We start from the raw sequence: 26,570 nt of genomic DNA on the forward strand, positions 1-26,570 counted from the left end.
GACGGGTGGGTCAGCCCCCGGCCAGCGGCGGGACGATGGCGACCGTGCTGTCGGCTCGGGCGGTCACCCGGGACCGGTCCGCCTTCTCGACGAGGTCCCCGTCGAGGTAGACGTTGTAGTAGGTCAGCGGCTCGCCCGTGTCGTCGAGCAGCCGGCGGCGGTAGACGGGGTACGTCTCGACGAACTCCCTGATGACGTCCCGCACGGTGCCCTCACGGCACTCGAAACTCTTCTGCCCCCGGTGGGCCCAGCCGGCCGACAGCAGCACCGTGACCATCGCTACCTCCCGTTGTCGTCGACGTGGGGGACCGCCGTGACGTCACGCGCACAGCGGAAGCCGAGAGCGAAGTTGGACCATCCGGTGGGGTCCCCGTACAGCCGTTCCGCGCACCGGACCTGGTAGCGGAAGTTCATCCAGGAGCCGCCCCGGATCACGCGGGAACGCCCCATGACCAGGTGGATCGTCGGGTCGCACCGGGTGGCGGGCGAGTAGAGGTGCGCCAGGGTGGACGTCCACTCGTAGACGTTGCCGGTCATGTCGGCGCACCCGTCGACGCTGTCGCCGCGCGGCGAGAACGCCCCGACCGGCGTGGTCTGCGGCATCGGCCCCTGCACGGCGTGGATCGCCCCCCACCAGGTCCGCCAGGCGTCCAGGTCGCCGAGCGCCCCGGCCGTGTGCTCGGCGGTGTTGGCGTTCCTGCTGTCCCAGGTGTCCCCCCAGGGCCAGAGCCGGTACGACGGGCCGGTGGCGGCCCGCTCCCACTCCGACTCGGTGGGCAGCCGCCGGCCCGCCCAGCGCGCGTACGCCTCGGCGTCGGCGAAGGAGATGTGCACGACGGGGTGGTCGTCGCGGCCGCGGATGCCGCTGCCGTACCCGGCCGGGCGGTGCCAGCAGGCCCCCTCGCGGATCTCCCAGTACTGCTCGCCGTAGACCATGCTGCCCCCGGCCCGCTCGGCGGACGTGACGTAGCCGGTGCGGGAGACGAAGGCGGCGAACTGGGCGACGGTCACCTGGTGCCGGTCGATGAGGTAGTCGGGCAGCGTGACCGGAATCTGCGGCGTCTCGTCGGTGAACCAGTCGCGGGGGAACGCCTGCCCCTCGCGGTCCAGCCAGTCCAGCGTCCGCTCGGGCGAGCCCTGCAGGAACGTCCCGCCCGGGATGCGGACCATGTCCCCGGGGACCGCCTCCGGCGCGGGCCGGGCGGCGTCGAGGTCGCCGATGCGCGCCATCGCGTCAGCTCCCGTCCGGCCCGGTGGCCGGGGCGGGCGCCGCCTCCAGGATGCCGACGACGCTCGGCGCCGGGCAGGGCGTGACGGACTCCAGCCGGAAGCCCGCCACCCGCAGCAACTCGCGGAACTCCGCCACGGTGCGCTCCCGGCCGCCGTGGCAGACCATCATGTTGAGGTCGTTCATGACCACCTGGGCGACGCTCGGCGCCGTGGTGACCGTCGTCGGCATCAGCGACTCGACGAGGATCACGCGGCTGTCGGGTCGGACCGCCCGGCGGACGGTGCGCAGCACCTCGACGCACTGCTCGTCGTCCCAGTCGTGCAGCACGCTCTTGAGCACGTAGGCGTCCGCGCCCGGTGGCACGGAGACGAAGAAGTCACCGGTCTCCACCCCGCACCGGTCGGCGACGCCCTGCTCGGCGACCGTGCGCGCCGCGTCGGCCACGCCGTCCGGGGTGTCGAAGACCGTGCCGCGCAGGTGCGGGTGCGCCGCGAGGACCCCGGCGAGCAGGGCGCCGCTGCCGCCGCCCACGTCCACCACGGTGCGCAGGTCGCCGAAGTCGTACGCCGACAGCAGCGTGGGCACGAAGGCCCGCGAGCCCTCGGCCATGGCCGCGTTGAACGCCGCCTGCCGCTGCGGGTCCGCCATCAGGTGGTCGAAGCAGCTCCGGCCGTGCACGTGCTCCCACGCCACCTCGCCGGTGCGCACGCTGTGTTCGAGCTGCCCCCACGCGGCCCAGCTCTCCGGCCCGGACAGCAGCAGCACCAGCTCCCGCATCGACCCGGTCACGTCCGCCCGCAGCACCTCGCCCTGTTCGGTGAGGGCGAAGGTGCCTGGCGCGGGCTCGTCGAGCACCTCCAGGAAGACCAGCGCCCGCAGCAGCCGGCGCAGCGACGGGGCGTCCGCGCCGGTGGCCGACGCGAGGTCGCCGACGTCGCGCGCGCCGTCGGCGAGCAGGTCCGGTATCCGCAGCCGGACCGCCACGTGCAGCGTCTGCGCCGTGAAGAACCCGTAGATCAGCTGTTGCATCCGGTGCCGCAGCCCGGGCCGGGCGGCGGTCGTGGTGAGTTCCATGCGCTCCTCCGGGTCGACGCGTCCGGCGGGTCAGCGGGCCACGGCGTCGGCGACCGCCCCGTCCGGCGAGGGGGCGGCGATCAGCTCGGCCAGGTGCACCGCGATCGCCGTGACGGTGGGCTGCTGCCAGAACAACGAGGCGGGCAGCACCTGGCGGTAGGTCTTCTCCAGCCGCCGGCGCACGATGACGGTCATGACCGAGTCCATGCCCTGCTGCACCAGCGGCAGGCGCGGGTCGAGCGCCTCGGCGGCCAGCTTCATCTCGGCGGCGACCGCCGCGCGGACCTCCTCGATCAGGCGCTCGCGCAGTTCGTCCGGGTCGAGGTCGGCCAGGGACTGCCGGGTCGGGGCGGGCCCGTCGGTGTCGGCGGCCGGGGCGTCGGGGACCACCGGGTAGTGCAGGCCCGTGAGCCGGGCGGCGAGAGTGCCGTCCGCCCCGGAGACCGTCACGTCGACGGTGTCCTCCCGCCCGCCGTCCCGGACGACGTCGACGAGGGCGACGGCCGGCACCACGCCGGTCGTCCAGATCCGCTCGATCGCGTCGACCAGGCGCAGCCGGGGCTCGCCGGGGAACGCGGCCGGCGCGATGGACACCGCCGCGTCGATGACGGCCGCCCAGTCCTCGGCCGGCTCGGGGAAGCGGACCCGGGCCCGCAGCCCGCCGTTGCCGGTGGTGAGGCGGTCGACCCGCCATGGGAAGCCCGTCTCGGGCACCCCGACCCGGGCCAGCCGGTCCCGGACGAGCCCCGGGTCGGCGACCACCCCGCCCGGCCCCCGGGGGTCGGCGGCCCGCGCCGACGGGGCGGCGTCGTCCGGCGTCACGCGCGCGGTGGCGTGGGTCAGCCACGGCGCGGTGTCCGCGCCGGCCGGGCGGGAGGCGAGCAGCAGCTTCCCGCCGTCGTCCACCACCTGGATCTCCTGGCGCCCGGCCGTGGCCAGCGGCACCCGCATCGACAGGTCGTGCAGGGCCACCGGCGCGCCGTCGCGGGCCCCGGCGGCGAGGAAGGTGGCGGCGAGCACCGCGGCCGGCACGAGCTCCGCGCCCTGCACGGTGTGGCTGCCCGGGTACGGACGGCTGGCGTCGCTGAGCACCGTGTGCCACAGCCGCAGGTCGCTGCCGGCGACGGTGGTCGCCGTGCCGAGCAGGGTGTGCGAGCCGATGTCGTGCCCGCCGGCGGCCACCGGGGGAGTGGGCTCCCGCCACAGCTCCTGGTGCCGCCAGGCGTACCGGGGCAGGTCGGTGAGCCTGCCGTCGGGCCGCAGCGCGGCCCAGTCGACCTCGACGCCGTGGCAGTGCGCCTCCGCCACCGCGGCGAGGGCCGTGCGGTGCCCGGGAACGTGACGGCGCAGCGTGGTCCCGACGTACCCGTCCTCGATGCCGGCGTGGTCGAGGGTCTCCCGCACAGAGTGGGCGACCACCGGGTGGGCGGAGATCTCGACGAAGGTGCGGTGCCCGTCGGCCAGGGCGGCGCCGACCGCGTCGACCAGGCGGACCGGTCGGCGCAGGTTCGCCGCCCAGTACGCCCCGTCGCAGGGGGCCGCGGCGCGCGGGTCGTCGAGCACCGTCGAGTACATCGGCACGGTGCCCGCCGAGGTGGGCAGGTCGGCCGCGGCGGCCCGCAGCTCGTCGGCGAGGGCGTCCATGTGCGGGCTGTGGAACGCCACGTCGGACTGCACCCGGCGCACCGCGATCCGGTCCGCCGGCCACTGCTCGATCACGGCGTCCACGGCGGCGATGTCGCCGGAGACCACGGTGGACGCGGGGGCGGAGGCGATCGCCGCGACGAGGTCGGCGCGGCCGGCGAGCCGCTCGGCGACGTCGGCGAACGGCAGGGTGACCATGGCCATCGCGCCCCGGCCGGCGGCCCGCCGCAGCAGGGCGGACCGGCGGCAGATCAGCCGGGCCCCGTCGGTCGGGGTGAGGATGCCCGCGGTCACGGCGGCGGCGACCTCGCCGACCGAGTGCCCGATGACGGCGGCCGGGCGGACACCGTACGCCCGCCAGACCGCGGCCAGGCCGACGTGCATGGCGAAGGTCAGGGTCTGGATGCGGTCCACCCCGGCCAGCTCGGGGTCGGCGAGGGCCTGCCGCAGCGAGAAGCCGGCCTCCTCGGCGACGACCGGTTCGATCTCGTCGATCGCGGCGGCGAAGGCCGGTTCGTGGGCCAGCAGGTCGCGGCCCATGCCGGCCCAGTGCGAGCCGTGCCCGGAGAAGACCCAGACGGGCCGGGCGGACCGGCCGGCCGGCGTCACTGCCGAGACCGTGTCGGGGTCGGGTTGGCCGGCGGCGAGCCGGCGCAGGGCGGCGACGACCTCGTCGCGGTCCTGCCCGGTGACCACCGCGCGGTGGGTCAGGTGGGCCCGGCGGCGCGCGAGCGTGTGGCCGACGTCGACCAGGTCCGGCCGGTCGTCCCCGTCGAGCCGGTCGGCGAGTCGGGCGGCCTGCTGGCGCAGGGCGGCGTCCGATCGGGCCGACAGCGGGAACAGCGGCCGGGCGGCCTCGTCGGCAGCCGGCGCGTCGCCGTCGGCGGGAACGGGCGGCGCCTCCTCCAGGACGACGTGGGCGATGGTGCCGCCGTAGCCGAACCCGGAGACCGCGGCGCGGCGCGGACCGTCCCGCTCGGGCCAGGGCAGCGTGCCGGTCACCAGGCGCAGCCCGGTGCCGTCGCCGACGGCGGGGATCGCCTGGCCGCGCAGCGGGGTGCCCGGGATCTGGCCGCGGTGCAGCGCGAGGATGGCCTTCATCAGCCCCGCGACCCCGGCGGCGCCCTCCAGGTGCCCGACGTTGGACTTGATCGAGCCGATGAGGCAGGGCCGGTCGTCGGGGCGGCCGGCGCCGTAGACCGCGGCCAGGGCGGTCGCCTCGACGGGATCGCCGAGCTGGGTGCCGGTGCCGTGCGCCTCCACGTAGTCCACGCTGGCCGGGGCGACGCCCGCCCGGTCGCAGGCGCGGCGGACGACGTGCTGCTGCGCGGGGCCGGACGGGGCCATGATGCCGTCGGTGTGGCCGTCCTGGTTGACCGCGCTGCCCCGGATCACCGCCAGGACCCGGTCGCCGTCCCGTTCGGCCTCGTCGAGCCGCTTGAGCACCAGCACGCCGCATCCCTCGCCGCGGCCGTACCCGTCGGCGTCGCGGTCGAACGACTTGCTCACGCCGTCGGGGGAGAGCGTGCCGGCGGCCTGGAGGGAGGCGTTCTGCCCCGGGGTGAGCACCAGGTTCACGCCGCCGGCCAGGGCCACCGTGCTCTCCCGCAGCAGCAGGCTCTGGCAGGCCAGGTGCACCGCGACCAGCGACGCCGAGCAGGCCGTGTCGACGGCGACGCTCGGGCCGCGCAGGTCCAGCGCGTAGGAGATGCGGTTGGCCAGGGCGCAGGTGGCCGCGCCGATCCCGGTGTACGCCTCGACGGTCGGCAGGTCCTCCAGCAGCCGGTCGCCGTAGTCGGTGGTGCTGACCCCGACGAAGACGCCCGTGTCGGTGCCGGCCAGCCGGGTGGGTGGCAGGCCGGCGTGCTCCAGGGCCTCCCAGCCGACCTCGAGCAGGATCCGCTGCTGCGGGTCCATCTCGGCCGCCTCCCGGGGCGACAGGCCGAAGAACTCGGGGTCGAAGCCCGCGACGTCACGCAGGTAGCTGCCGGCGGTGACGGTGTCGCGCAGGACCGCCTCGTACTCGGGGCCGCGCTCCCGGTAGGCGCGCCAGCGCTGCGCCGGGATCTCGCCGGCGGTCTGGCCGCCCTTGAGTAGCAGCTCCCAGAGGGCGTCCGGGGTGTCGACGTCGCTGGGCAGCCGGCAACCGATGCCGATGACGGCCACCTGGTACGGGTTGTCGGCGGGATCGTCCCGGGTCATCGTCGTACCTCCGTTGGTCGGGTCGCGGCGCGGGCGGGGGGCGGTCAGCGCTCGACGTAGGGGTTGTCCAGTACGCGCAGGACGGCGGCGGTGAACTCCACGCCGGGGCCCATCGCCAGCCACAGCACGTGGTCGCCGGCGGCGACCTCACCGGCCCGCAGCGAGTGGTGCAGGGCGAGCAGGTGGTCGCTGGCGCCGCAGTGCCCGATCATCCGCCCGAAGTCCCAGGTGGACTTCTCCATCCCCAGCCCCAGGGGCGCCATGCAGCGCTGCTCGACCACCTCGCGGGAGTAGTTCATGAAGGAGACCTTGGCCAGGTCTCCCGTGCCGATGCCGGCCTCGGCGAGCGCCTGCTCGGCGACGGTGGTCATCGTCTCCTGCGCCTCGCCGAGCACGGCGAGCACGGGGGTCTGCTCGGTGATGTGGTAGAAGAGCCGGGCGCCGAAGTCGAGCTCCTTGGCGAGCGTCGCGCCGGGCGGGAACATCGGCTCGCCGCCGCGGTGCACCTCCTCGGCCTCCGGCACGGTGATGGAGCAGACCGACATCAGCTCGACGAAGCCGCTCTCGGTGCTCAGCACCACCGCGGAGGCGGCGTCGCCGAGGATGAAGCCGAGGTTGGTGCGCCAGCGGTCCAGCAGCGGGGTGCCGTAGTTGTCGGCGGCGACGAGCATCGCCGCCTTGCGTTCCGGCGCGGCCTTCAGGTAGCTGGCCGCGAGTTCGAGCATGGTGAACATGCCGTTGCAGCCCTGCCGGATCTCGGTCGCCCGGGGCACCCCGCCGAGCAGGTAGTGCTGGATGTAGGAGTGCGCCAGCCAGCCCTCGGGGCCCTGGTGCCAGGCGGCCGCGTAGAGCAGCAGGTCGATGTCGCCGCGGCCCAGCTCGCTCTCCTTGAGGGCGTCCTGCGCGGCCCGCAGCGCCATGTCCGGCGCGGGCAGTTCGCCGGCGATCGCGGCCCCGCCCAGCCCGTGCGTCTCGATGTCCTCCTGCGGGTACAGGCCCTGGGCGACGGCTTCCTCGACGGTGACGGTCTCAGGAAGGTAGGCCCCGATCCCACGGATGTACGTTCCGGCGGTGCGCATCGGCTTCTCTCCTCGGCGTTCGACGTGATCGAGGCAATTCGCTTTAAGATTATATAGCGTCTGACGGTCGGTCAATGGCCGTCCGAGGGCTGCGGTCGAGCGTCTCGTCGCCCCGCGCCAGCCCCGACAGCAGGGAGACGAACGAGATCTTCGGAGGCATCAGCCGGTCCGGGTCCACGATGGCCTGGGCGCGCAGGTGCAACTCGTCGCGGCCGTGCGCGCCGTCGTAGAAGAACCGGATCAGATCCAGCAGGGCGGCGAGGAAGTCCCGGTAGCGGTCCTCGTACACCTGCATGAGATGGCGCTCCTTCTCCGGCGCGGCCAGTGCCTCGTGCACCGCCCGGGACAGGCTGAGCGCGCCGCGCATCGCCAGCGTCACGCCGGAGGACAGCAGGGGGTCGATGAAGGCGGCGGCGTCACCGACCAGCACCCAGCCCGGCCCGGAGAACTGGCTGCACGCGTACGACCAGTCCCGCGCGGTGCGGTAGACGTCGACCCGCCGCGCGCCGGCGGTGAGCCAGGAGACCTCGTTCGACTCCGCGATCTGTTTCTCCAGCAACTGATCCGGGGGAAGGCCGGTCTCGGCGAACCGGTCCGACGGGGTGACGTACCCGATCCCGGTCAGGGTGGGGCTCAGCGGCGCGTACCAGAGCCAACCCTGGGCGCAGCTCTCGACGAGCAGGTCGCCCTCGTGATCGCCGGGGTAGCGCAGCGCCCCGGCGTAGTAGCTCCACGCCGCCATGTTGCGCAGGTCGTCGTGCCAGGAGACCAACCCGAAGTGCCGGCCGAGCCAGCGCTGCTGCCCCGACGCGTCGACCACGATCGCGGCGCGGGCGTCGATCGGGTCGGCCTCACCCCGGAACTGGTAGCTGACGCCCGCGACCCGCTCGCCGTCGGTCAGCGGCCCCCGGACGGTGGCTCCCTCGACCACCACCACGCCCAGTTCCCGCGCCCGGTCCAGCAGCATCGCGTCGAATTCGGCACGCCGGACCTGCCACGAGTAGTCGAACCGGGCGTCGCGGATCTCCCGGAACCGGAACGACCACGGGGCGGTCTGATCGGCCCCCCACAGCAGGCTGCCGCCGTGTTTGATCTGGAAGCGCAGCTCCGCCATCCGCTCGCGTACGCCGAGCGCGTCCAGGGTGAGGGTGACGCCGCTGATCAGGGACTCGCCGATGTGGTAGCGGGGGAACTTCTCGCGCTCCAGCAGCAGGACCCGGTGGCCCTCCTGGGCGAGCAGACCGGCCGTGCTCGATCCGGCCGGGCCGCCGCCCACGACGATCACGTCGTACTCGGGTTCGGGGTGGCTCATGTCGACAACTCCTCCTGCTCGGACAGGCACGACGCGGCGCTCAACCGCCCGGCGTGAACGCGATCGGCAGGCTGGCCAGGCCCCGGAACATGGTGCGCGGCTGATAGGCCAGGGCGTCCGACGCGCAGCCCAGCCGCAGGCCCGGCAGTCGGGCCAGGGCGGCCACCGCGGCGCGCAGCTGCGTACGGGCGAGGTAGGACCCGAGGCAGTAGCGCATCCCCGCGCCGAAGGACATCGACGGGACCGGATCCCGCTCGATGTCGAAATCGTCGGGCCGGTCGTACCGCCGCGGGTCCCGGTTCGCCGCGCCGGCCAGGACGACCACGACGTCGTCGCGGCGCAGCCGCCGACCGCGCAGCTCCACGTCGACGTCGAGCTGCCGGGTGTTGGACTGCACCGACGGGTCGTACCGCAGGCACTCCTCGACGGCCTGGGCCAGCAGGTCCGGCCGGCGCCGGAGCAGGTCGAGCTGGTCCGGGTGCGCCAGCAGGCTCAGCACGGCGTTGCCCACCTGGCTGGCCACCGTCTCGTGGCCGGTGAAGATGAACGTGACCACCGTGCTGACGATCTCGTTGCGACTCATCAGGCCGCGGTCGTGGGCGTCGAGCATCAACGCCAGCAGGTCCTCGCCGCCCTCACGCCGCCGCCTCGCGAGGGCCCGCTCCACGTAGTCGGCGAACTCGGCGATCGCCGCGTGGCCGCGGCGCATGTCCTCGGCGCTGGCGCCCCGGTCCAGGGTCCGTCCCACGTCGCGCGACCAGCGCCCGACCGCCCCCCAGTCGGCGGCGGGCAGGCCGAGCAGGCCGAGGACCGCGCGCAGCGCCAGCGGGTACGCCAGCTCGTCGACCACGTCCATCGCGCCCCGGGCCAGGGCGGGCCGCAGCAGGTCGTCCACGGTGCCGGCGATCACCGGTTCCAGCCGGCGCAGCGCGGACGGCGAGAACGCCGGGCCGACCACCCCGCGCAGCCGGCCGTGGTCGGGCTCGTCCTGGAACAGGATGATGTCGCCGACGATCTCGGCGAGCAGCCCGGGCCCGACGAGGTCGGTCCAGAACCGGCGGATGCCGGTCCGGGCGAAGCGCTCGTCGCCGAGCACCGCGCGCACGTCCGCGAAGCGGGAGACGTACCAGACCCGGTGGGCGCCACGGTGCACCGGGTCGTGCCGCAGCAGCCAGTGGTAGGACGGGTAGGGGTCACGCCGCACGTCGGCGTCGGTGGGATCGAACGCGGTCACGGCATCGACCAGCACGAGGTGCCCCTTCCAGTGGCTCCTCGCGCCGCCCGCCGCCGACGGAGGCGGCGGGCGACGCGACCGGCTCAACCCGAGATGCGCTCGACGATGCGCCGCACCGTCTCCGCCGGCGTGGGCAGCGCGACCATCTCCTCGCGTACCTCCCGGGCCGCGGTGCGCAGCGACTCGTCCCCGATCAGCCGGCGCAGCAGGTCCGCGTCGACCTTGTCCGACGTGCTGACCAGGCCGATGCCGCGCCGGCTGACGGCCTCCCGGGCGGTGTGCTGGAACTGGTCGCGCGGGTCCGGGGCGAGCAGCTGCGGGATGCCGGCGTCGATGGCGGTCATCACCGTGCCGCCCCCGCCGTGGTGCACCACCGCGGTGCAGGTACGCAGCAGGGTGTGCAGCGGCGTCCAGCCGACCGCCCGGACGTTGCGCGGCAACGTGCCCAGCGGGCTGATGTCGAGGTCGCCGAGGGCGAGCACGAAGTCGGCGTCCACCTCGCCGGCGGCGGCGATGATGGGCTCCACGGCGCCGATGCCGAACGCCTGGAGCTCGATGGTGCCCATGGTGATCGCCACCTCGGGCCGGGCGGGCACCGGCGGCAGCCGGTCGCCGAGGACGGCGCCGCCGCCGTACGGCACCCAGCGCATGAACCAGCCCTCGGGCTCCGCCTCCAGCAGCAGGCTCGGCGGGAACGACTCGATCGTCGCCACCGGCTCGGGCAGGCTGACCTGGTGCTTGTCCATCAGGTCGGTCAGGAAGGACGCGATCGAGCGGTGCATGCCCCGGGTCCGCCAGGCGCTCTGGTTGCGCTGCACTGCCGGCACCCCGGCGCGGTCGGCGGCCAGCAGGCCGACGGTGGCGCCCTGCTCGTAGACCACCAGGTCGGGACGGTAGTCGTCGACCAGCGCCATGGTCCCGTCGACCAGCGGGCGGTTCACCGCCGCGATCTGCACGCCCCACTCCTCCAGATCGATCGCGGGACGCGTGGCGACGGTCTCGGCGAAGCGCGGGTTGTCCTTGGCCACCTGCTCGAAGACCTTGACCGCGCTGTAGTCGGGCGCCACGTCGACGACCTCCAGGCCCGCGGCGGCGGCCCGGTCGGCGTGCTCGGCGACCGCGATCAGCACGTCGTGGCCGGCCGTGCGGAAGCCCCAGGCGAGCTGGATCAGCGGGAAGAGGTGGCCGATACCGGGGGAGGAGACGAACAGCACGCGCATGTCGGAGCCCTTCTGTTCGGGGATCCGGCGGGGGTCACCAGCCGGACTTGATCGTTTCGACGACGTGGGAGCGGTCGTCCTCGGTGAGCCACCAGCCCACCGGGATGTGGACCACGCGGTCCGCCACCCGGTCCAGCCCGGGCAGGGTGGTGCGGGCCGACGCGACGCAGCTGTGCGCGTCGTTGCGGCGCGACACGACGCTGGTGGCGATGCCGGCGTCGAGCAGCCGGCGCATGAAGGCGGGACGGTCGCGGACCTTCAGCGGGTACATCCAGAACGCGGGCTCCCGGTCGTCGGCCCGCTCGGTCTGCTCGACGCCGTCGATGCCGGCCAGTTCCTTGTCGTAGAACGCGGCGTTCTCCCGGTGCCGGCGCAGCAGCTCGTCGACGCGTTCCAGGTTGGACAGGCCGATCGCCCCGCCGATCTCGTTGAGGATGAACCGGTAGCCCCACTCGGCGACGTCGTAGTCGCCGGTGATCCGGTCCGACGCCCGCTCGATGCCGAGCCAGCGGCGCAGCCGGAGCCGGTCGTACAGGTCGTCGTCGGGCAGCACGACGAAGCCGCCGCTGCCGGTCGTCAGGATCTTGATCGCGCCGGTGCTGTACACGCAGACGTTGCCGTGCGTGCCCAGCGGCGCGCCCCGGTAGGTGGCGCCCCACGCCTGCGCGCAGTCCTCCACGACCAGCGGGCGGCGGTCGTATCCCGCCGTGGCCCGGTCCACGACGGCGCGCAGCCGGTTGAGGTCCACCGGGTAGCCGAGCCAGTGGACCACCACGATGGCCCGGGTGGCGGGCGAGATCTTCGCGGCCAGGTCGTCGAGGTCCATGTTGAGGGTGGCCGGGTCGACGTCCACCCACCGGATGCGCAGCCCGTTGGCGAGGATCGGCCAGTTCGTGCCCTCGAAGGTCAGCGGCGTGGTGAGCACCTCGCCCGGGCCGTCGTGCTCCGACTCGCCGGCCCCCGGCCGCGCGGCGAGGCTCAGCGCCAGGTGGAGCCCGGCCGTGCCGCAGTTGACCGAGACCACCCGGGGGTTGCCGATACGACTGCCCACGGCCGCCTCGTACTCGGCGACGGTCGGCCCGTGCTCCAGCCGGCCACTGCTCAGGACGGCGGAGACGCGGGTGCTGACGTCCGGAGACATGGCGACCTTGGACAGCGGGATCATGACACCCCTCTCGCTAGTTGCCACATGATTCTCAAGCGCATGGGAAGGGTCGTCAAGGGAGCCCTATCGATATCGCCCGCCAGGCGTTCTTCCTGATTGCGGAACTTCCGAGCGGCCAGGTGCGGGGGTTGAGAAATGTATATCTTCAACGGGTCGCCGGACGCCGCGTCCGGCACCGGGTACGCGGGAGGTCCGGGTGTCGTCGCTGCATGTCCGGCTCGGACGGACCGGCCTGCGGGTCAGCCGGGTCGCCATCGGGACCGTCAACTTCGGCGGCCGGGTCGACGAGGCCGACGCCCACCGGCTGCTCGACCACGCCGTCGCGCAGGGGGTCAACCTGGTCGACACCGCCGACATCTACGGCTGGCGGGTGCACCGGGGCTGGACCGAGGAGATGATCGGGCGCTGGCTCGCCAAGGACCCGGCCCGGCGGGACGAGGTGGTCCTCGCGACCAAGGTCGGCAATCCCATGGGGGACGGCCCCAACGCCCGGGGCCTGTCGGCCCGACACGTCGTCGCCGCCTGCGAGGCGTCGCTGCGCCGGCTCCAGACCGACGCCATCGACCTCTACCAGATGCACCACGTCGACCGGGAGGTCGGCTGGGACGAGATCTGGCAGGCCATGGAGCAGCTCGTCCGGCAGGGCAAGGTCCGCTACGTCGGGTCCTCGAACTTCGCCGGCTGGGACCTGGTGAGCGCCCAGGAGGCCGCGCGCCGGCACCGGCTGCTCGGGCTGGCCAGCGAGCAGTGCGTCTACAACCTGGTCAGCCGGTACGTCGAACTGGAGGTGCTCCCCGCCGCCGTCGCCGAGGGCATCGGGGTGCTCGTCTGGTCGCCGCTGCACGGCGGGCTGCTCGGCGGCGTGCTGCGGAAGCTGGCCGACGGCACCGCGGTCAAGTCCGCGCAGGGACGGGCCGCCGAGGCGGTCGAGCGGCACCGCGCGACACTCGCCGCGTACGAGACGTTCTGCGCCGAGGCCGGCCGCGACCCGGCGGAGGTCGGCATGGCCTGGGTGCTGCACCGCCCGGCGGTGACCGCCGCGGTCGTCGGTCCGCGTACCCCCGAACACCTGGACGGCGCCCTGCGGGCCCTGCACCGGCCGCTGTCGGCGGCGGAGCTCGCCCGGCTCGACGAGCTGTTCCCGCCGCTCGGCCGGGGCGGCGCCGCCCCGGACGCCTGGATGTCCTGACCCGACCCGCGCCGGCGCGCCCGGGACCCCGACCACGGACGGAGTCGACGATGGCCCACCTCCTGATCGTCAACGTCGCCAGCCACGGCCTGATCCTGCCCACCCTCACCGTGGTCACCGAGCTGGTCCGGCGCGGGCACCGGGTCAGCTACGTCACCGCCGGCGGGTTCGCGGAGCCGGTCCGTGCCGCCGGCGCGACGGTGGTGCCCTACCAGTCGGAGATCATCGACGCGGACGCCGCCGAGGTGTTCGGCTCGGACGACCTCGGCGTCCGTCCCCACCTGATGTACCTGCGGGAGAACGTCTCGGTGCTCCGGGCCACCGCCGAGGCGCTCGACGGCGACGTGCCGGACCTGGTCCTCTACGACGACTTCCCGTTCATCGCCGGGCAGTTGCTGGCCGCCCGCTGGCGGCGGCCGGCCGTCCGGCTCAGCGCGGCGTTCGCGTCGAACGAGCACTACTCGTTCTCCCAGGACATGGTCACCCTGGCCGGCACGATCGACCCGCTCGACCTGCCGGTGTTCCGCGACACCCTGCGGGACCTGCTCGCCGAGCACGGCCTGTCCCGGTCGGTCGTGGACTGCTGGAACCACGTGGAGCAACTCAACCTGGTCTTCGTCCCGAAGGCGTTCCAGATCGCCGGCGACACCTTCGACGACCGCTTCGTCTTCGTCGGGCCGTGCTTCGACGACCGGCGGTTCCTCGGCGAGTGGACCCGCCCGGCCGACGACCTGCCGGTGGTGCTGGTGTCGCTCGGCACCACCTTCAACGACCGGCCCGGATTCTTCCGCGACTGCGCGCGGGCGTTCGACGGCCAGCCGTGGCACGTGGTGATGACGCTGGGCGGCCAGGTCGACCCGGCGGCTCTCGGCGACCTGCCCCCCAACGTGGAGGCGCACCGCTGGGTCCCGCACGTGAAGGTGCTCGAACAGGCGACGGTCTGCGTGACGCACGGCGGCATGGGCACCCTCATGGAGGCGCTCTACTGGGGGCGCCCGCTGGTGGTCGTGCCGCAGTCCTTCGACGTGCAGCCGATGGCCCGGCGGGTCGACCAGCTCGGCCTCGGCGCGGTGCTGCCCGGGGAGAAGGCCGACGGCGACACGCTGCTCGCCGCCGTCGGGGCCGTCGCGGCCGACCCCGCGCTGCTCGCCCGGGTCGAGGCCATGCGGGGCCACGTCCGCCGGGCCGGGGGCGCGGCCCGGGCCGCCGACGCCGTGGAGGCGTACCTGGCCCGCGCCCGCTGACCCGCCCCGCGCATCGACCGGCCGCGCACGGGAGCGCCCCGGTGGGCGGGGGCGGCGCGGCGGCGGTCGGTGGGGCGGGCGCTCAGCGGGCCGCGGGCACGGGCGGCGCGCCCGCGGGGACCGTGCCGTCGCGGAGCTGCGCGGGAAGGAGCTGCTCCGCCAGCAGGGTGCGGTACCGCGCGACGAGCGGCTCGCCGGCCGGCCGGGCGGCGAGCCACCCGCCGACCAGCCGGGCCCCCTCGATGTACGTCACGGAGTAGGCCCGCCACAGCGGGTCGGTCAGGAAGGTGGCGATCTGCTCGGCCCGGTCCCGCGGCAGCAGCAGCCACCGGTGCAGGTGCTCCACCGCGTCGTCGATCGACGCCCCCCGGTCGTGCAGCAGGATCGCCGCGTCCTGCCGGGCCGGCATCAGCTCGTTGACGAGCCCCACCATCCGCTCGACGAGGTCGCCCTCGACGGGCACCCCCTCGCCGGCCAGCACCTCGGTGGTCCACCGTCCCCAGCCGGGCCCGAGCAGCGCCGCCGCGGCGTGCTCGGCGGTGCCCTCCGCCACCAGGCACTGCGGGGTGTTGACCAGGGCGATGCGGTGCTCGTCCCAGCCCCGGTCGAGCACCAGCCCGGCCTCCTTGAGGCAGTGCTCGGTGTGGTGGCCCGGGTACGCCTCGTGGGTGGCCATCAGCGGCAGCACGGCGATGGTCCGGCCGGCCGTCTCGTTCAGCGTCACCGTGGAACGGAAGCCGCCGTGGTACCGGTTGAACGCGTTCCACGGCCGGTCGCGGACCACCTCGATGTCGACCCGCTCGGCCTCGGGCAGCCCGAGCATCGGCCGGGCACGGGCGCGCAGCGCGTCGGCGACGGCCCGCACGGCGTGGCCCAGCCGCTCCGGCGGCACCACGTTGCGGGCGTAGAACGCCTCGACCTTGTCCATCAGCGGGCCGGTGCCCGGCAGCAGCGCGTCGATGGCGTCGTGCGCGGCGGCGTACCGGTCCGGGTCGCCGAGGCGCACCTCGACGTCGAAGTAGGTCTCCACCTCGGCCAGGAAGCCGATCTGCTCACCCGCCGCCCGCCGGGCCGCGCACTCCACCGCGGTCAGCTGCGCGGCGAGGAACCGCCGCCGCTCCGCGTCGAGGTCCGCGTCGCCCAGGCGGCGCAGCAGGTCGCGGGCCTGTCCGGCCAGCTCCGCCGGGTCCGGCGCCGGCTCCGCGGCGACCCGCTCGGCGAGGGCCCGGTCGCCGAACCAGCAGTCGACGTAGCCCTCGACGAGCCGACCCATCCGCAGCCCGAGCGCGAGGTAGTCGGCGACCACCGCGTCGGCGGCGGCACCGGTCACCGGTCCACCCCGAGCCGCACGTCGGCGAGGTCGGGCAGGCCGGCGAGCGCCGGCAGGGCGGTCGCGCGCCGCACCCGGGGCCCGCGCGGCGCGGCGTCCGTGGCCCGCCGGAACAGCAGGGGTACGACCGCGGCGTCGGCGAGCAGCCGCCGCTCCACCTCCTGCCACAGGGCGACCGCCTCGCGCGGGTCGGCCGCGTCCAGCGCGCGCTCGACCACCCGGTCAACCCCGGGGTCGCGGTAGCCGCCGGGGTTGCCGGGTCCCTCGCCGACCAGCGGTTGCAGGAACACCCGGGCGTTGCCGTAGGCCCACGGCGCGGTGAACGTGGCGGTCGCCAGGTCCCATCGCAGGCCGGGCGCGTCGCCCGTGGCGGCGAGCAGGGCCCGGTGGTTGGCGTCGTCGAGCGCGACCAGGCGTACGTCGATGCCGGCGGCGCCGAGGTCGGCCGCCCACGAGCGGGCCAGCGCCAGGTCCTCGGCCGTGTCGGGGTGCACCGCGGTCAGGGTGAGCCCGTCCGGGTGCCCCGCGGCGGCGAGCCGCTCGCGCGGGTCCGCGTCGGCGTCGGGAATCGGGTCGGTGAGCGGGTCGGGCTGCCGGTGCCCGTCGTTGCCGGGCGGCACGACGGTGTGCGCGGCGCGGACCTCGGACCACGGGTCGGCGGCCCGGGCGATGCGCACCAGCGCCGCCCGGTCGACCGCCCCGGCGACGACCCGGCGCACCGCGGCGTCGGCGACGGCCGGGTTGGCGGGGTCGCGCAGGTTGAACACCAGGCACGGGTCGAGCCGCTGACCGGGCACCGGGCCGATCGGCACGCCCCACGGCAGGTCGGCGTCGTCGGCGGCGAGCCGGTCGGCCAGTTCGCGCGGCCCGCCCATGGCGACGCGGAACTCGACGGCGTCGAACCGCCGCTCGCGGATCGGGTCGGTCTCCGCCCGCCACGCCGGGTTCGGCTCCAGCCGGATGGTGCCCCCGGGGCGCCACGACACGACGCGGTACGGGCCGTTGGCGACCAGGTGCTCGTGCAGGCCGGCGCTTCCCGGCAGGTGTGCGTCGTACTCCACCGGGGCCGGGGAGGCGCCGCTCTGCGCCAGCATGTCGACGAAGTCCAGCGCCGGACGGTCCAGCTCGAAGACCACCGTCTCGTCGTCGACGGCGAACACGCCGGGGATCTCGTGGGCGTCCTGGAAGCCGGCGAGCAGCGCCGCGGTGACCGGGTGGCCGGCGACCGCCGCCGCGTACTCGTCGCAGTACCGGCCCATGCCCCGCAGGGTGCCCCGGAAGTACGCCAGCGCGGGGTGTCGGGTGAGCGGGTTGGCCAGCCGCTTGAAGCCGCGTACGACGTCGTGCGCCGTCACCGGGCGGGGGGTCGGCGTGTCCCAGAGCACCCCGGGGCGCAGGTGCACCACGTAGCTGCGGTGGCTGGCGCCCAGGCCGGCGTTGTAGGTCGAGGGGACGTCGGTGGCCAGGTCGGCGACCGGCGCGAGGGCGCGCCAGTCGCCCGGGTCGGGTTCCGGGCGGTAGCTGATCAGCTGCCGGGTGCACAGCCGCAGCAACTGGCGCTCGGCCGGCGACCAGGCGGCGGCCGGGTCCGCCTGGTGGACGGCGGCGGGCCCGAGCAGCCGCAGGGTGCCCCGCAGCCGGGTGTCGTTCGTCGTCGTTGCACTGCGCGCCTGCGTCACCGGATCACCGCCAGGATGCCACGTCCTTCAGGGCGGGGACGAACGGCGGATGCGTTGTCAGCCACGACTGTCCTTTCTGGTAGGGCTGGTCCTGTGCGGACGGCGTACAGGTGTCGGGCGTACCCGACCCCGGAGCAGGCGGCGGTGCTGAACCGCACGTTCGGGTGTGTACGTGTCGTCTGGAACCGCACGCTCGCCGCCCGTCACGCCCGCTGGCACACCGAACGGAGATCCACCTCCTACGCGGAGACCGATCGGGCGTTGACGGAGATGAAGAAGCAGCCCGACCTGGCGTATCTGGGTGAGGTGTCGTCGGTGCCGTTGCAGCAGACCCTGCGGCACCAGCACACCGCCATGACCGCCTTCTTCGCCAAGCGGGCCCGGTACCCGCGCTACAAGTCCCGACACGGCCGCCAGTCCGCCAGTTACACCCGGTCGGCGTTCCGCCTCCGCAGCGGGAACCTGTCGTTGGGAAAGACACCCGGGGTGCTGCGGTTCGTGTGGTCGTTGCCGAACGTGGATCCGGCGGGGTTGGATCCGACGATGGTGACGGTGTCGCGTGACCCGGACGGCCGCTGGTTCGTGACCTTCGCCGTCGACGTCGACACACCCGCCGCACCCGAACCCACCGGCGAGGCGGTGGGCGTGGACCTCGGCCTGACCGACTTCGCGGTGCTGTCCACCGGCGAACGCATCCCCCACCCGAAGCACATGGAACGGCGGGAACGCCGACTCAAGCGGTATCAGCGGATAATGGCCCGCCGACAGAAGGGCTCCGCCAACCGCGCCAAAGCCAAACGAATGGTCGCCCGAGCGCATTCGCAGGTGCGCGACGCCCGCCGGGACTTCCTCCACCAGCAGTCCACCGCCCTGGTGCGCCGGTTCGCCGCCATCGCCGTGGAGGACCTGGCCGTGGCGAACATGGTCCGCAACCACTCCCTGGCCAAAGCGATCTCGCGTACCGGCTGGGCCGAGTTCCGCACCCTGCTCACCTACAAGGCGCACCGCGACGGCCGCACCCTCGCGGTGGTGGACCGCTGGTACCCGTCGTCGAAGACCTGCTCGGCGTGCGGGCACCTGCTCGCCACACTCTCCCTCGGCACACGCCACTGGACGTGTCCGAGTTGCGGCACCCGGCATGACCGGGACGTCAACGCAGCCAAGAACATCACCGTCGCGGCCGGGCTGGCCGAGACGAAAAACGCCTGCGGAGCGGACGTCAGACACGAAGGACCTCCTTCCGTGCGGTCTGCGGTGAACCAGGAACCCCAACCCGCGAGGGTCGGACTCCCCCGCCTTTAGGCGAGGGAGGATGTCAAGACATCTCCTCGGCCAGGCGGACCATCGTCCGTACGGTGTGGTCGATCTCTTCCCGGGTGTTGAACAGGTGCGTGGTGATGCGCGCCGCGTAGTGCTGGTGCGGGGAGCCGGGCACGTCGAACTCCGTCCAGCGGGTCCAGATCCGGTGCTCGGTCTCCAGGCGCTTGACGAAGCCGATGAACTTCTTGATGTTCCAGGCGTCCTCCGGCCGCCGGAACGGGTTGAACGCGAGCAGCGGCGAGCGCAGCCGCGGGTCGGCGCCGGGGGAGTACATGGCCTCGACGCCGAACGCGTCGATGAGCCGGCCGCGGGCGTACTCGGCGAGGTCCATGATGTACGCCTCGATGCGGTCGCGGCCGATGTCGTCCCACAGCTCGAAGGCCCGGGCCAGGGCGGCGCCCCGCGCCAGGTTGGCGCTGCCGGCGCTCTGCAGGAAGTCGCCCATGTTGTAGCTCTCCACGGCGGTGCTGGTCCGCGGCGGCGGGCTGCCCATCATCGGGTACCAGGTCGAGATGAGCGGCCAGAACGTGGGCAGCGGCAGGGGGTTGTGCTCGGGGACGACCTTGTTGCGGACGTAGATCAGGCCGGTGCCGAGCGGGCCGCACTGGAACTTCGACCCGGAGCAGGTGATGAAGTCCGCCCCGGTCGCGCGCAGGTCGCAGTCGAGCATGCCGGGGATCAGCGCGCCGTCGATGACGGTGGTCAGCCCGTGCCGGTGCGCCAGCTCGCAGAGCTGCCGGATGGGGAACATCGTCCCGGTGAAGAGGGTGATCGCGGCGAACGAGAGCACCTTCGTCCGGGGCGTGATGGCGGCCTCGACCAGCTCGACGATCTCCTCCGCGCGCACCTCGTGGCCGGACGGCGGGGTGACGGTCTTCAGCACCACCCCGAACCGGTTGCGCAGCAGGTTGAAGTTGGACAGCACGGAGTAGCACTCGTGCGTGGTCGTCACCACCTCGTCGCCCTCGCGCAGGTCGAGGCCGTGGATGACCCGGGCGACCCCCTCGGTGGCGTTGTGGCAGATCACGATCTCGTCGCCGTCCACGCCGAACGTCTTCGCGATGGCGTCCCGGTACTCGGTGAACATCGCCGGGCGGTAGACGTCGAGCAGGCCGCCGGTCCACTGGCGGGTCACCCGGTCCACGGTGTCCAGCACCTCGTACGGCATGGCGCCGACCGTCCCCGTGTTGAGGTGCACGGTCGTCGGGTCCAGGGCGAACAGCTCGCGGATGCGGGCCCAGGACGCGGTGCGCAGCGGACTCTGCGCCGGTGACGCCGACACGGTGGCCGGGCCAGGGGACTCCACGGTACGGCTCACGGTGATCCCTTCGTAGCCGACGGCGGGCCCGGAGCTCGGCGGCGATCCGGGCCGGGAACTGCAATCACTTTCTCAAGTGGATGTGGTCGGGACTATTGCGCAAGTTGCGCTCCTGACTCCCGCTGCACCTGACAGGCACTTGACTCGGGTATAGCATTCGACACAGTGCAGCGGCAGCGTCCGCCATCACGGGCCGGAGGGGACATGGACAGGTTGCAGTCGGCGCTGGCCCTCTACGAGGAGGCGATGGGCTACACGTACGCGGCAGCCCTGCGGGCCGCCGCCGCCGTCGGCGTCGCCGACCACCTGGTCGACGGCCCCCGTACGCCCGCCGAGCTGGCCGCCGCGACGGGCACCGACGCGGACGCGCTCCGCCGGGTGCTGCGCCTGCTGGCGGTCCGCGACGTGGTCCGCGAGTCCGACGGCCGGTTCGCGCTGACCGACAAGGGCGCGGCGCTGCGGTCGGACTCGCCGGTGCCCGCGCGGGCCGGCATCCTCATGTTCACCGACACGATGTTCTGGACGATGAGTCACCGGGTGGCGAGCGCGCTGGGGCCGGAGCGACCCGCCTTCGCCGACATCTTCGGTAGCTCGCTGGACGCCTACTTCGACGGCGACGCCGAGGTCGAGGCGCTCTACTACGAGGGCATGGAAACGGTCAGCGCGGCGGAGCACCTCATTCTCGCCCGCGCCGGTGACTTCCCCGCCACCGGCACCGTGGCGGACGTCGGCGGCGGCCGGGGCGGCTTCCTGCTCACCGTCCTACGCGAGCACCCCGGCCTGCAGGGCGTGCTGCTGGACCGCGCGGAGGTGGTCGCCCGGCACCGGCTGGACGCCCCGGACGTGGCGGGGCGCTGGAAGGTTGTCGAGGGCGACTTCCTCCGCGAGGTGCCCCACGCCGACGTGCACGTGCTCAAGCGCATCCTGCACAACTGGGGCGACGAGGACAGCGTCCGGATCCTGACGAACTGCCGCCGGGTCATGCCCGCGCACGGCCGGGTGCTCGTGATCGACGCGGTCGTCCCCGAGGGCAACGACGCGCACCAGAGCAAGGAGATGGACTTCATGATGCTCGCCGCGCGCACCGGCCAGGAACGCACCGCCGCCGAGCTGGAGCCGTTGTTCACCGCGGCCGGGCTGCGCCTGGACCGGGTCGTCGGCACCTCGTCGGTCATGTCCATCGCGGTCGGCGTGCCGGCCTGACCCAGGGAAGGGGCCGCAGACCCGTGCCGGACCACGACCAGCAGCCTCGCCACGGCGGCACGCTGCGCTACTACGGGCCCGGTGGCCTCGACCACCTGGACCCCGCCGCCGCGTACTACGCCTTCTCCCACCAGGTCATCCGGCTCTTCGCCCGGCAGCTGTTCAGCTACCCGACCACGGAGGACGCCGCCGCGCTGGTGCCGGTGCCCGACGTGGCCGCCGAGTTGCCCACGGTGGACAATGGCGGGCTCAGCGAGGACGGCCGCACGTACACGATCCGCCTGCGCGACGGGGTCCGGTGGGACACCGCCCCGCCGCGGCCGGTGACCGCGGGGGACTTCGTGCGCGGCTTCAAGCGGATGGCCAACCCGGTCGCCGGGGCCGGCGCCATCGCCTACTACACGAGCACCATCGCCGGCATGGCGGAGTTCGCCGAGGGCTACCGCGCGCGCTTCGCCGGGCGTACGCCCACCGCCGCCGAGCTGGCCGACTACCAGAACGGCCACGAGATCAGCGGGCTGTGGGCCAAGGACGACCGGACCCTGGTGATCGAGCTGCTGCGCCCCGCCAACGACATGCTCAACCTGCTGGCGATGCCGTTCGCCTCCGCCGCGCCCCGGGAGTTCGACGACCTCGTCCCGGACGGTCCGGACTTCGCGCGGCTGGTCCGCTCCAACGGGCCGTACCGGATCACCGGCTACGCCCGGGGCAGCCACCTGACCATGGACCACAACCCCGCCTGGCGGGCCGACGCAGACCCGATCCGCCGCCGCTACGTGGACCGTATCGAGGTGCGGATGGCGAGGGTGAGCGACGAGCGGGTCCGCGCCGAGATCGAGAGCGGGGCGGCCGACCTGTCGTGGGGCGCCGCCGTGGGCAGGCCCCGCCGGCGTACGGCGGCCGACCGGAACCTCGGCTGGGCGCTGAACCCCTACCTGGCGTTCAACCTGCACAGCCCGCACGAGCGGGGGGCGCTGCGCGACCGGACCGTCCGGCTGGCGATCGCGTACGCCGTCGACAAGGCGCGGCTCGTCCGGTTCTTCGACGACATGAACATCGGCACGGTGACCCGCCCCGCGCACACGGCCATCCCGCCGGGCAACTTCGGCCACCGCGAGTACGACCCGTACCCGACGCCGGGGGACCGGGGCGACCGGGCGCGCTGCCGGGAGCTGCTCGCCGAGGCCGGGTACCCCGACGGGCTGCGGCTCACCATGATCTACCGGATCGACGCGGTGCACGGCCAGGTGGCCAAGGCGATCGCCGAGGACCTGGGCGCGGGCGGCGTCGACGTCCGGCTGGTCGAGATCGACCAGACCGACGAGTACTACCGCATCCTCCAGGACCCGGCCCGCGCGGCGGCGGGGGAGTGGGACATCACGCCGGCCGCCTGGATGCCGGACTGGTTCGGCAACAACGGGCGGTCGTACGTCCAGCCGATGTTCCAGTCCAACACCGGCGTCGGCACGGCCAACTACGGCGGCTACCACAACCCGCTCGTCGACGAGCTGATCGACCGCGCGTTGTCCGCCCGGACGGAGGCCGAGGCGGAGGAGCTGTGGCACCGGGTCGACCGGCAGGTGCTGCAGGACGTGGCGATCGTGCCGATCCTGGCCTGCGAGCCGACCATCGAGCACCTGACCAGTTCCCGGGTGCGGGGGGCGATCCCGCTGCCGCACGTGGACCGCTGGTACGACGCGGCGAACCTCTGGCTGGACCCGCCCGACTGAATTCGGCCCACGGCTAATAGCAGCCTTGACTGATATAAGCGGTTCTTGTAGTTTGGCCCCGACGGAGCTTCGTGATCGAGCTGCCCGAGTTCGCCTGTGACGCGACAGGAGTGAGCATGACAACCAATCCGGCCTTGGCCATCGAGACCCGCGATCTGGTGAAGGTCTTCGGCCAGACGCGCGCGGTCGACGGACTGGACCTGGTGGTGCGGGCCGGGACGATCCACGGGGTGCTGGGCCCGAACGGCGCCGGCAAGACGACGGCCATCAAGATGCTCGCCACGCTGATGCGACCCACCTCCGGCACCGCGTCCGTGCTGGGGCACGACGTGGTCCGCGAGGCCGCCGAGGTCCGGCGCCGCATCGGCCTCACCGGCCAGACCATGTCCGTCGACGAGGACATGACCGGCGTGCAGAACCTGATCCTCGCCGGCCGCCTGCAGGGTCTGCGGCACGCGTCCGCGGCCGCGCGGGCGGAGCAGTTGATGGAGGCGTTCGACCTCACCGAGGTCGGCGGCCGGCTGGTGAAGACCTTCTCCGGCGGGCAGCGGCGGCGCATCGACGTGGCCGCGAGCATGGTGGTCACCCCCGAGCTGCTGTTCCTCGACGAGCCGACCACCGGCCTCGACCCGCGCAGCCGCAGCGAGGTCTGGGAGATGATCCGGGCGCTGGTCCGGGACGGGGGCACCGTCCTGCTGACCACGCAGTACCTCGACGAGGCGGACCACCTCGCCGACGAGCTGACGCTCATCGACCACGGCCGCATCGTGGCGCAGGGCACCCCGCCGGAGCTGAAGGCGAGCCGCGCCGCCGGCGTGCTCGACGTGCGGCTGCGTGACCCCGAGCGCCGGGCCGACGCGGGCGCCCTGCTCGCCAAGGCCGTCGGCGCCGCCGCCGACCTCGACTCCGATCCGGCGCGGCTGTCGGTGCGGGTGACCGACCCCGACCGGGCGGCGCTGGCCCTGGGCGAGCTGGCGCGGGCCGGCATCCACGTCGACGACTTCACGCTCGGCCAGCCCTCGCTCGACACGGTGTTCCTCGCCCTCACCGGTCACTCGACGGTCGACGCCAGCGAAGAAGAGGAAGCAGAGGTACGGGCATGACGACACCCAGCACCGAGGTGCGGCCGCTGCCGGCCGAGATCTTCAGCCGATCGGTGGCCGGCGCGGAACGGCCGCCACGCCCCGGCCCGCTGTTCGCCGTCCGCACCTTCGCCTGGCGGAACCTGATCAAGCTCCGGTACGTGCAGGACCACCTGGGCACCGCGGTGGTCTTCCCGATCATCCTGACGCTGGTCTTCACCTATCTGCTCGGCGGCGCGATCGCCGGCTCGCCCCGGGAGTACCTGCAGTTCTTCCTTCCCGGCGTGATCGTCCTCTCGCTCGTGTCGTCGAGCATGATGAGCGCCCTGACGCTGAACCGGGACATCGCCACCGGCATGTTCGACCGGGTCCGCAGCACGCCCATCTGGCAGCCCGCGGTACTGGTCGGGGCGATGGCCGGCGACGCCGTCCGGTACGCCCTGACCTCGATCGTGCCGCTGTCGCTCGGCCTGCTGCTCGGCTTCCGGCCGGACGGCGGCCTGTCCGGGGTGGTGCTCGCCCTGCTCTACCTGCAGCTGTTCACCTTCAGCGTCGCCTGGCTGTGGATGCTGTTCGCGGTGCTGATCCCGCAGCCGACCGCCGCCGCCGGCGTGGTGAACCTCCTGCAGTTCGTGCTCCTCTTCGGCAGCAACATCCTGGCGCCGTCGCAGACGATGCCGGGCTGGCTGGAGGCGGTGGTCAAGTTGAACCCCGTCACCCACGCCGCGACCGCCACCCGCGGGCTGATGCACGGCACGGTGACCTCGGGGGAGATGGGCGCCGGCCTGCTGACCTGCGCCGTGCTCATCGTGCTGCTCGCCCCGCCCACGATCTGGCTCTACAGCCGCAAGCAGCGCTGACACCCCTCCCCGACGGCCCCGGTGTGCCCCCTGTTCTCCTCGCAGGGGCAGGCCCGGGGCCGTCGCGGCATCCCGCCGCCGGTCGGCGCTGTGCCCCGGCCGCACCCGGAGCCTTTGCCGCGCCGGCCACCGCTGCTGCGGCCGTAACCGCCCGCTGTGTCGGTCACCGGCGCCGTGGCGGCGCACCGTGTCGGGGCCGGCTGCCCACTTGTGGCCGCCGTGCGGTCGGCGGACGGACGGCGGCCCCGGACGGACATGAGTCCGTCCGGGGCCGCGTCGTGGTCGGTCGAGCAGCTCCCGACCCGGCTACGAGCCGGAGTGGACCAGCGCGGCCCAGGCCTCGCCGCGCTCCTGCGAGATCCGCATCATCTCGGGGCTCGGCTCGAACTCCTCGGCCGCGTCCTCCGGGACCGGGCCGCCCGGCAGGTCGCCCCGGATGAACATACCGAGGAAGTCGAGCGCCATCTCCCAGCCGACGCCGACCTCCACGAGCATCTGCTCCGAGGTCGTGGCGTGCTCCAGCTCCAGCAGGGTGCCGTCGCCCTCCTCGCTCAGCCGCAGCTCCACCTCGCTGTCCGGCTTGCCCTCGTACACCCAGCTGATGGTGAGCCGGCGCGGTGGCTCGCAGCGCAGGATGTCGCCGCTGGCGTTGCCCTGCAGGGCGAAGTTGCCACCCTCGCGGAGGTCGCCCTTGGGCTCGATGAACCAGCGGTTGATGCGGTTCGGGTCGGTGCAGGCGCTCCAGACCTCGTCGACGGGCGCGTCGTACCGTTGCCGGATGATGATGCTGCGGGCCTCGCCGGCCGGGATGGTGCGCCGGCCGAGGGCACGCTCCGTCGCCTGACCTGACGCCACCGGGCCGTTCACTTCTTCGCCCCTTCCTCGTCGATCTTGTCCTGGAACGACTGGAGGATCGTCGGCCAGCCCTTGTCCATGCCGTTGCGGACCCGCTTGGCGTGCTTGGTGCCCATCCGGTCGAAGTGGGTGTGCTCGACGTCCACCCGGGTCTTCTTCTGGCCGTCGGCCACGAAGGTCACGGTGAACTCGCTCGAGTTGTCCGGGTCGATCCGGCCGAAGCCGTTGAGCCGCCAGCCGATGACCAGCGTGTCCGGCTCGTCCACCTTCCGGATCAGGCCGAAGGTGTGCTCCTCGCCCTGCTCGTCGATCTCGTACCAGCGGCCGCCCTTCTTGTCGACGCCCAGCGGGGCCCCGACCTTGGTGGTGCGGAAGTTGTTCGGCCACCACTCCGGAAAGCCTTCGAGGAACGTCTTGAAGGCGGTCTTGCGGTCGGCCTTGACAGTGACGCTGTGCCGGACGAACGGGTCGTAGTTCGGGGGCTTCGGCTTCTTCGCGGCGGTGCTCTTGGTGGTCGTGCTCTTCGCGGCCGGTGCGGTCTTCTCCTGAGTCATGTCTCGTCCTCACTGTCGCTGCGCGGAGGCTGGGCGGGTCAGACG

21 protein-coding genes are annotated in these 26,570 nt (G+C 73.5%); 7 read left to right on the plus strand and 14 right to left on the minus strand.

Annotation, left to right across the window (positions count from 1 at the left end; all coding sequences use genetic code 11):
* Positions 1-10: 10 nt before the first annotated feature.
* The 9 genes from ACFY23_RS24195 to ACFY23_RS24235 all read right to left on the minus strand — a co-directional run bounded on the left by ACFY23_RS24195 (position 11) and on the right by ACFY23_RS24235 (position 12,161).
* On the minus strand, positions 11-277 hold the full coding sequence (locus ACFY23_RS24195; RefSeq protein ID WP_350677252.1) for a MoaD/ThiS family protein: 267 nt from the start codon (positions 275-277) through the stop codon (positions 11-13).
* A 2-nt stretch (positions 278-279) separates the two neighbouring features.
* A complete protein-coding gene (locus ACFY23_RS24200; protein WP_350677254.1) occupies positions 280-1,230 on the minus strand; it encodes an SUMF1/EgtB/PvdO family nonheme iron enzyme in 951 nt (316 codons plus the stop codon).
* 4 nt (positions 1,231-1,234) lie between these two features.
* Positions 1,235-2,305, minus strand: coding sequence for a methyltransferase (locus ACFY23_RS24205; RefSeq protein WP_350677256.1), 1,071 nt, complete (start codon positions 2,303-2,305; stop codon positions 1,235-1,237).
* A 30-nt stretch (positions 2,306-2,335) separates the two neighbouring features.
* Complete coding sequence (locus ACFY23_RS24210) at positions 2,336-6,151, minus strand: type I polyketide synthase (RefSeq protein WP_350677259.1); 3,816 nt, start codon at positions 6,149-6,151, stop codon at positions 2,336-2,338.
* Positions 6,152-6,195: 44 nt separating this feature from the next.
* Positions 6,196-7,230: a ketoacyl-ACP synthase III family protein gene (locus ACFY23_RS24215; protein ID WP_350677262.1), complete on the minus strand. Its 1,035-nt coding sequence runs from the start codon at positions 7,228-7,230 to the stop codon at positions 6,196-6,198.
* Between the two features lie 49 nt (positions 7,231-7,279).
* Entirely contained in the window at positions 7,280-8,542 is a 1,263-nt protein-coding gene (locus ACFY23_RS24220; protein ID WP_350677264.1) for an NAD(P)/FAD-dependent oxidoreductase, read from the minus strand.
* A 40-nt stretch (positions 8,543-8,582) separates the two neighbouring features.
* Entirely contained in the window at positions 8,583-9,791 is a 1,209-nt protein-coding gene (locus tag ACFY23_RS24225) for a cytochrome P450 (protein WP_350677266.1), read from the minus strand.
* 68 nt (positions 9,792-9,859) lie between these two features.
* Positions 9,860-10,996, minus strand: a complete 1,137-nt coding sequence (locus tag ACFY23_RS24230; RefSeq protein WP_350677269.1) for a nucleotide disphospho-sugar-binding domain-containing protein — start codon at positions 10,994-10,996, stop codon at positions 9,860-9,862.
* Between the two features lie 34 nt (positions 10,997-11,030).
* Positions 11,031-12,161 carry a DegT/DnrJ/EryC1/StrS aminotransferase family protein gene (locus ACFY23_RS24235; RefSeq protein ID WP_350819320.1) on the minus strand — a complete coding sequence of 377 codons (1,131 nt, stop codon included), beginning with the start codon at positions 12,159-12,161 and terminating at the stop codon, positions 11,031-11,033.
* A 196-nt stretch (positions 12,162-12,357) separates the two neighbouring features.
* Here ACFY23_RS24235 and ACFY23_RS24240 point away from each other — a divergent pair, with 196 nt between their 5' ends.
* Both ACFY23_RS24240 and ACFY23_RS24245 read left to right on the plus strand, forming a co-directional pair.
* Positions 12,358-13,350 (plus strand): aldo/keto reductase, encoded by a 993-nt coding sequence (locus tag ACFY23_RS24240; protein WP_350677274.1) that lies wholly within the window; start codon positions 12,358-12,360, stop codon positions 13,348-13,350.
* Between the two features lie 50 nt (positions 13,351-13,400).
* On the plus strand, positions 13,401-14,594 hold the full coding sequence (locus ACFY23_RS24245; RefSeq protein WP_350677276.1) for a macrolide family glycosyltransferase: 1,194 nt from the start codon (positions 13,401-13,403) through the stop codon (positions 14,592-14,594).
* A gap of 82 nt (positions 14,595-14,676) precedes the next feature.
* On the opposite strand, the gene ACFY23_RS24250 is transcribed toward ACFY23_RS24245, so the two are convergent.
* Together ACFY23_RS24250 and ACFY23_RS24255 are read right to left on the minus strand one after the other, a co-directional pair.
* Entirely contained in the window at positions 14,677-15,867 is a 1,191-nt protein-coding gene (locus ACFY23_RS24250) for a DUF885 domain-containing protein (RefSeq protein WP_350677301.1), read from the minus strand.
* Between the two features lie 53 nt (positions 15,868-15,920).
* The gene (locus ACFY23_RS24255; protein ID WP_350677279.1) at positions 15,921-17,603 is read right to left on the minus strand and encodes an ABC transporter substrate-binding protein; all 1,683 of its coding nucleotides are present in this window, start codon (positions 17,601-17,603) and stop codon (positions 15,921-15,923) included.
* Between the two features lie 15 nt (positions 17,604-17,618).
* Between ACFY23_RS24255 and ACFY23_RS24260 the strand changes: the two genes are divergently transcribed.
* Complete coding sequence (locus tag ACFY23_RS24260) at positions 17,619-18,905, plus strand: RNA-guided endonuclease TnpB family protein (protein ID WP_350677282.1); 1,287 nt, start codon at positions 17,619-17,621, stop codon at positions 18,903-18,905.
* Positions 18,906-18,918: 13 nt separating this feature from the next.
* Here ACFY23_RS24260 and ACFY23_RS24265 read toward each other — a convergent pair whose 3' ends face one another.
* Positions 18,919-20,241, minus strand: a complete 1,323-nt coding sequence (locus tag ACFY23_RS24265) for an aminotransferase class V-fold PLP-dependent enzyme (protein WP_350677284.1) — start codon at positions 20,239-20,241, stop codon at positions 18,919-18,921.
* A 204-nt stretch (positions 20,242-20,445) separates the two neighbouring features.
* On the opposite strand from ACFY23_RS24265, the gene ACFY23_RS24270 reads away from it, so the two are divergent.
* The 4 genes from ACFY23_RS24270 to ACFY23_RS24285 all read left to right on the plus strand — a co-directional run bounded on the left by ACFY23_RS24270 (position 20,446) and on the right by ACFY23_RS24285 (position 25,116).
* On the plus strand, positions 20,446-21,444 hold the full coding sequence (locus tag ACFY23_RS24270) for a methyltransferase (RefSeq protein ID WP_350677286.1): 999 nt from the start codon (positions 20,446-20,448) through the stop codon (positions 21,442-21,444).
* Between the two features lie 23 nt (positions 21,445-21,467).
* A complete protein-coding gene (locus ACFY23_RS24275; RefSeq protein ID WP_350677289.1) occupies positions 21,468-23,174 on the plus strand; it encodes an ABC transporter substrate-binding protein in 1,707 nt (568 codons plus the stop codon).
* 116 nt (positions 23,175-23,290) lie between these two features.
* A complete protein-coding gene (locus tag ACFY23_RS24280) occupies positions 23,291-24,277 on the plus strand; it encodes an ATP-binding cassette domain-containing protein (protein ID WP_350677292.1) in 987 nt (328 codons plus the stop codon).
* A complete protein-coding gene (locus ACFY23_RS24285; protein ID WP_350677294.1) occupies positions 24,274-25,116 on the plus strand; it encodes an ABC transporter permease in 843 nt (280 codons plus the stop codon). The genes ACFY23_RS24280 and ACFY23_RS24285 overlap by 4 nt, the downstream gene beginning before the upstream one ends.
* 306 nt (positions 25,117-25,422) lie before the next feature.
* Here ACFY23_RS24285 and ACFY23_RS24290 read toward each other — a convergent pair whose 3' ends face one another.
* Together ACFY23_RS24290 and ACFY23_RS24295 are read right to left on the minus strand one after the other, a co-directional pair.
* On the minus strand, positions 25,423-25,971 hold the full coding sequence (locus ACFY23_RS24290) for an SRPBCC family protein (RefSeq protein WP_350677296.1): 549 nt from the start codon (positions 25,969-25,971) through the stop codon (positions 25,423-25,425).
* A gap of 8 nt (positions 25,972-25,979) precedes the next feature.
* A complete protein-coding gene (locus ACFY23_RS24295) occupies positions 25,980-26,525 on the minus strand; it encodes an SRPBCC family protein (RefSeq protein WP_350819321.1) in 546 nt (181 codons plus the stop codon).
* Positions 26,526-26,570: the final 45 nt, after the last annotated feature.

Origin of the sequence: Micromonospora sp. NPDC000121 (assembly GCF_042899165.1) — a bacterium.
Lineage (GTDB): Bacteria > Actinomycetota > Actinomycetes > Mycobacteriales > Micromonosporaceae > Micromonospora.